Here is a 6,795-nt window from a genome sequence, read left to right on the forward strand (position 1 = left end):
CGCTACGCGCCTCCATCGAGTGCGCGCGACCAGTCGGCGATCAGATCGGCAGCCTCCTCGAGGCCGGTCGAGAGCCGCACCCAGAATTCATCCGCCGGCTGTTTGGCGAACTGCCGCGGCGGCGGCTCCAGGATCGGCAGCACGAGGCTCTCGGCGCCGCCCCAGCCGAAGCCGAGCCGGCTCAGAGCGAGGCGGTTGATGGCGGCGATGACGTCGTCGCGGGCCTCGGCGGCGAAGGCGATCGTCAGCAGTCCGGCTGCGCTCCTGCAGTCGCGCCGCCACAGCTCGTGCCCCGGCGCGCCAGGCAGTGCCGGGCACAGCACGCGGCGCACGTCCGCCCGTGCGGCGAACCAGCGGCCGAGCTCGATCGTGGTGCGTAGCTGGCGCTCGCCGCGCAATGGCAGGCTGCGCAGGCCGCGCAGCGCCAGATACGACTCCAGCGCGCCGGGTACGTGCCCGAGCTGCACGGCGATGTCCTTCAGCCGCGCGGCATGGCGGTGCGAGGTGACGAGGGCGCCGAGCATCAGGTCGGCATGGCCCGCCGCCTGCTTGCCGAGCGACACCACGACCACGTCGACACCGTGCTCGAACGGCCGGAACGCGCCGAACGCGCCCCAGCTGTTGTCGAGAATGGTGATGACGCCGTGCGATCGCGCCGCAGCCGCGATGGCGGGTACGTCCTGCATCTCCAGCGACAGCGAGCCCGGCGATTCCATATAGACCGCGCAGGTCCCCGGCCGCAGCAGCCGGGCGATGTCGGCGCCGGCGGCCGGATCGTAGAACTCGATCTCGACGCCAAGGCCGCGCAGCACGGTCTCGCAGAACCGGCGGGTGCTCGACGCGACGGTGTCGGCGACGAGGAGATGCTGGCCGGCGCGGGCGAAGGCGATCAGGGCCGCGGTCACCGCGGCGCTGCCGCTCGACACCAGGATGGCGCGTTCGCCGAGCTCGAGCTGGGCGACCGCCGTCTCGATCCTGCTGACGGCGGGCGTGCCCATGCCGCCATAGAAGAACACGTCGAACGGATTGGCCTCGGCTTCGTGCAGGGTCTCGACAGTGTCGAAGAACACCGTCGAGGCCGGCTGGATCGCGGGCTGCGGAGTCTGCCGCTCTGCGGTTGCTTGAACGGCACGGGTGGACAGATGGAGCTGTGGTCCGCAAGGCTGATCCGGCATCCCGGTCCCGGTCCGCGACGGGCTCAGTCTGATGGCATTGTTGTCAGTCACGGCCGGTGCCCTCCGCAGCGAGCATGTCGATCAGCGCATCGAGTTCGTCCTCCGACAGGGCATCGAGCTCGCCGTCGGACAGGATTGGCGTGTCGCCTGCCGGAACGGGCTCGGCGGAAGGCGCATCCGCCCGCATCGTTTCGAGATGCGATGCGAGCAGCCGCGGTGTCGGATGGTCGAAGATCACGGTGGCCGGCAGGCGGATGCCGGTGCGGCCCTGCAGGCGGTTGCGCAGGTCGAGGCCGCTCAGGGAGTCCAGGCCAAGCTCCGCGAAGCGCCGGTCGGGATCGATGCCATCGCCTGCATCACGCCCGAGCGACCGGGCGAGATCGGCCAGGACCCTGGCAAGCAGCGTCTCATCCGAAGGACGTGGCTCCGCGATCTCCGTCCGAGCCTTTGCTGGAACGTGCCGCTCGCGGCCGGCGCGCAGCTCCGCGAGTTGAGGCGCCGCCGGGCGGCGCTCCAGGAAGCGATCGACGTCGAGCGGCACCACGCCGATCTGCGCCGGATTGGCTTTCAGGATGCGCCAGAGCGCGTCGAGACCTTGCGCGGTGCGGATCCCGCCGATGCCGAGGCGCTGCAGATTGCCTTGATGGTCGTGTTCGGCCACGACGCCGGTCTCCGACCAGGCGCCCCAGTTGATGCTGATTGCGGCAAGCCCACGCGCACGCCGATGGGCGGCCAGCGCATCGAGCCAGGCATTGGCGGCAGCATGGCTGGCCTGTCCGGCCGAGCCGAGCAGCGATGCGGCGGAGGAGAACAGTACGAAGCATCCGAGGTCATGCTGCGCAAACAGCCGATGCAGCACCAACGCGCCGGCCACTTTGGGATCGAACGCCAGGGCCAGCCGCCCCGGCGACTGTTCAGTCAACAGCGCATCGTCGAGCACGCCGGCCGCGTGAAACACGCCGCGGATGGGGACGTCGGCGGGCAATGAAGAGAGCACCGACTGCATTGCATGCTCGCTCGCGACGTCGGCCACCAGCGCATGGATCTGGATTCCCGCGGCGCTCCAGCCTGCGAGACGCCGCGCAATGGTCTCATCGGGCGGGCGGCGACCAAGCAGCGCGATGTTGCGCGCGCCCTTCGCGATCAGCGCTTCCGCGAGCGCCAGGCCAAGACCGCCATAGCCGCCGGTGATCAGTTGGATGCCGTCGAACGAAAGTGTGGCGGGCGAACCCTCGGTCCGCTTCGGCGGGGCTGGCGCAATCCGCGGCACGAAACGGCGCCCGTTGCGGACCGCCTGAAGCGTTTCGCCCTCGTCGCAATCGAGCGCGGCCAGCAGATCGGCGCTGGTCGTGCTGGCGTCGATATCGATCAGTCGTGCGGCCAGATTCGGCAGCTCGAGCGCTGCCACTTTCATCAGCCCCGGCAGCGAGGCTGCGACCAGACCATCGACCTGGTCGCCCGGTGATGCAGCGATCGCACCGCGGGTCAGGATGCTGACGCGCGCGGGCGAGGACAGGCTTGCAGCAAGCTGCAAGGTGGCGAGACTGCGCGCCGTCGTGTCGAGGATCGCCGCGCGCATGGTTTCGACTGCGACGTCGGGAGCGCCGGCCGCATCCAGCGCCGTGCAGTCGACAACGTGAACGCGGCCCGTCGCTTCGGCCGCACGGCGATGCAGCTCGGGTGGTTGCAGCAGGCTGCATTGCGCGCCGGCTTCGGCCAGCACCTGCGCCAGCCGTGCCGCCTCACCTCCCTCGTCGGCCACGAGAAGCCATTCGCTTTCGGCAACGACATGGCCGGCGCGCGCGAGGATGACGGTCTGACCGAACGGCTCTGCGCCAAGCAGCGGTGAGATCTCGTCGAAGCCGTGTCGTGTGAGCATCCGGCCCCAGCCGGCGATGTCGAGCAAAGCATGGCCGGTCTTGCGCCGGTCGTCATCGAAGCGCCACCAGCCGTCGGTCATGCCGAAGGTCAGATCGAGCCAGCGCTGCGGCGTCACCGCTTCGACGAGCACCAGCAGACCGCCAGGCGCCAGCAACTGGCGCGCGTGGGCGAGCGTGACGGCAAGGTCTCGCGTCGCATGCAGCACGTTGGCGGCGACCACGATGTCGAAGCTTCGCAGCGTGAGACCCTGGCTCGCTGGCTCCGCTTCGATATCGAGACGCTTCGTCTCGATCTGCTCGCCGAAGCGGTCGCGTGCATCGGTCAGGAACACGGTGCCGATGTCGGTGAACACGTAGCGTGTGGCATCTCTGGGCAGCGCATCGAGCACGGCGGCCGTCGTCGCTCCGGTCCCGGCACCGATCTCCAGGACCTGGATCTGACCGGGGGCTGCCTGTTCGGCCCAGGACGCCAGCGCCTGCTTCAGCAGCGTGTTCATACAGCGCGTCGGCAACGGCTCAGAATAGAGCTCAGCGAGCTGGCGCGGATCGCCGGCGGGCGACAGCAATTCGAGCGGATCGAGCTTGCCGGTGAGCACCTCGTGCAGCCGGGGTCCGCAACGCGACAGCAGCCGCCACTCGGCGGCGATCGAGATGTCGGGCAAATTGGCGGGCGCGCGCGGCGGCAGCGGCCGGTCGGGCCGATCGACAAAGCCGGTGGATGTCGTGGCGATGAGGCCGGCCTCCGCCAACATCGACAGCATGCGCGCGAGCAGGGCGCGCTGGTTCGAAGCAATGCCGAAGCGCGCCGCGATCGTCTCCACCGAGCCGTCGAGCGCGAGGTGACGGCGCCAGCCGAGCGCATGGAGCGCGCCGGCGGCATAGCAAAGGCTGACCTCATCGAGCAGCCGTTGGCCGTCGCGATAGGCGACGTAGGCCGGCGTTGCCGCGAGACGTTCGCCTGTCGCGGCAACCGATGCCGCGATCTTGCGGACGGCGGGCCGGTGCAGCCGCTGCGCGCGCCAATGCTCGGCGATGAACCAGGCGTCGGGCGCGGCATCCGCGTGGGCCAGCCAGTCGGCCGGCATGGCGCGCGCTTCGAAGCCTTCGATCACGAGCCGCGTATCGCCCGTGTCCGAGAGCAGGCGCAGGTCGGCGGTGACGCTGTCGGCATCGCGGCGCGTCAGGCGCATGTGCCACCAGCCGGTCGCCTGGTCCGGACCACCCGTCCATCGCAGGCCGGCGCAACGCACCGGGACGATCGGCGCATTGTAGTCGTCGCCGAGCGCCGCGAGCAGCAATTGAAAGCCCGCATCGATCAAGCCAGGATGCAGCGGACCTGCTTCATCCGCGGTGAGATGATCGAGTGGCGCGCAGCGCGCCAGGGCCTGGTCTCGGCCGCGCCAGACCTGCTGCAGATGGCGAAAGCGCGGGCCGAGCGCGATCCCGAACCGGCGGGCGCGCGCATAGAGCGCGACGACATCGAGCGCGTCGGGGCAAGCGCCGCGGAGCGCAGCGAGATCGCTCGCGGGCGCAGCCCCGCTGACGTCCTGCAAGCGCGCTGTCAGGCACCGCCGCCATGCCGACTCATTGGCGGCACGGCCCATCAGTTTGAGCTGGCCGCCATCGGCATCGCCATCAGTGACGGCGATTTCCACCTCCACGTCAGCGCCACGCGGCAGCGTGAGGGGCTGTGGCAGCCTGATGTCGCTGAGGCCGCTGACGCCGAGGCGCACGGCCGCCTCGCGGGCGGCCGCAATCCATACGGCGCCGGCGACAACGATCGCGCCCTGCACCTCGTGATCGTCAAGCAGCGGCTGCAGCGAAGGGCCAAGCCGGAAATGAAACAAGGTCGCGTCGAGCGCGGCCGAGCGGACGAGAGCGCCGATCGAAGAGCGGGGCGTGCCGCTTGCGAGGTCGAACCAATAACGCTGCCGCTGGAACGCCGTGGTGGCGACATCGCGCTTGCGCCAGCTCTGCCGCGGCCAGAGCATCGACCAGTCGACGCTGCGGCCAGCGAGAAACGCCGCAGCGGCGGCGTGGCGGTCGGTTGTTCGTTCGCCGTCGCCACTCACGCTGCGAGCGACCGCGGAAGCGGCCTGCGAGGTGGCGTCACCGCGTGCAAAGGCGCGTAGCTGCCGCGCGAACTCGCTGGGCTCGGATGCGATAGCCGTGAGGCGATGCCCGAACGCGCCGCGGCAGGTCGCGGCGGTCGCACAATAATCGCGGAGCTCGGCCGCCGGCAATGCGTCCAGCAGACCCGCGTGCTGCTCGGCCTGCTCGCGCAGCGCCGCGGCGGACTTTGCCGAGATCACCAGCAGCTCGTCGCCGCAAGGCGCCGGAATGGCCGGCACATCCGCGGGCACGGGCACCTCGATGACGAGATGGGCGTTGGTGCCGGAGAAGCCGAAGGCGCTGACGGCGGCGACGCGTCGGCCCGGCGGCAAGGGCGTCGGCTTGCGCGGCACTGCAAGCCGGTAGTGATCCCAGTCGATGTTCGGATTGGGTGTCTCGAAGTGCAGATGCGGCGGCACGATGCCGTTCCGCAGACTGAGAAGGGTCTTCATCAGCCCGGCAACGCCGGCCGCGGCTTCCAGATGCCCGAAATTGGTCTTCAGCGATCCAACAAGCAGCGGCTCGTTGCGCTCGGTGGCATAGACACGGCCGATCGCCCGCAGCTCGATGGGATCACCGAGCGGGGTGCCGGTGCCATGAGCCTCGACATAGGCGACGTCCGACGCAGCGAGGCCGGCGCGGCTGAGCGCTTCGCGCATGACGGCTTCCTGCGCCGCTCCGCTCGGCACGGTCAGGCCGCCGCTGGCGCCGTCCTGGTTGACGGCGCTGCCTCTGATGATGCCGAGGATGGTGTCGCCGTCGGCCTCGGCATCGGCGAGACGCTTCAGCACCACGACGCCGCAGCCCTCGCCACGGACATAGCCGTCGGCGCCGGCGTCGAAGGTGCGGCAGCGCCCGCGCGGCGACAGCATGTGCGCCTTGGAGAAGGCGATGCTTGGGACCGGGCTGAGGATCAACCCGACGCCGCCGGCGAGCGCAAGGCTGCATTCGTTCTGCTGCAGGCTGCGGCAGGCCTGGTGGATCGCGACCAGCGACGACGAGCAGGCGGTGTCGATGGTCATGCTCGGACCGGTGAGGCCGAGGGCATAGGACAGGCGGCCGGCGGCCACGCTGAGCACCGTGCCGCTGACATGATAGGGCCCGACGCGGTCGCGATCCTCGGGCGCCGCCTGCAGCGTTGCGTAGTCGAAAGTGCCGAGACCCACGAACACGCCGGCGGCGCTGCCGTAGAGCGCGGTCGGATCCTGGTTGGCGCGCTCCAGCGCCTCCCAGCTCACTTCGAGCAGGACACGCTGCTGCGGATCCATGGCGTGGGCTTCGCGCGGCGCGATGTTGAAGAAGTCGGCATCGAAGCGATCGACGCCTGCGCAGAACGCGCCGTGGCGCGCGGTCATGTGCCCCGGCGTGGCGGGATCCGGATCGACGAGGCGGGCGTTGTCCCAGCGATCCCGTGGCGTCTCGGTCACTGCGTCACGTCCATTGGCGAGACTGTCCCACAGCTCCGCGGGCGTACCGGCGCCGGGCAGGCGGCAGGCCATGCCGACAATCGCGATCGGCGCCGGCGTCTTGAGGCGCGCGATCTCCGCCTCGAGGCGGCGGATCGTCAGCAGCGCCTGCTTGATGAGGGACGGGTCCTTGGGCTCTGGACTGCTCATGACCATCGCTAC

Annotated in this window: 2 protein-coding genes; both read right to left on the reverse strand. The window is 70.1% G+C overall.

The window, feature by feature from the left end:
- Nucleotides 1–2 precede the first annotated feature (2 nt).
- Entirely contained in the window at nt 3–1,226 is a 1,224-nt protein-coding gene (locus tag ACQR1D_RS19330) for a trans-sulfuration enzyme family protein (protein WP_316239057.1), read from the reverse strand.
- Nucleotides 1,219–6,783, reverse strand: a complete 5,565-nt coding sequence (locus ACQR1D_RS19335; protein ID WP_434839064.1) for a type I polyketide synthase — start codon at nt 6,781–6,783, stop codon at nt 1,219–1,221. Before ACQR1D_RS19335 ends, ACQR1D_RS19330 begins: the two co-directional genes overlap by 8 nt.
- Nucleotides 6,784–6,795: the final 12 nt, after the last annotated feature.

It is taken from the genome of Bradyrhizobium sp. HKCCYLRH2047 (assembly GCF_051168175.1).
Classification (GTDB): domain Bacteria; phylum Pseudomonadota; class Alphaproteobacteria; order Rhizobiales; family Xanthobacteraceae; genus Bradyrhizobium.

Coding starts and splice junctions, on each gene's coding strand:
- ACQR1D_RS19335 (WP_434839064.1), bottom strand. CDS start 6,783: ATGAGCAGTCCAGAGCCCAAGGACCCGTCCCTCATCAAGCAGGCGCTG.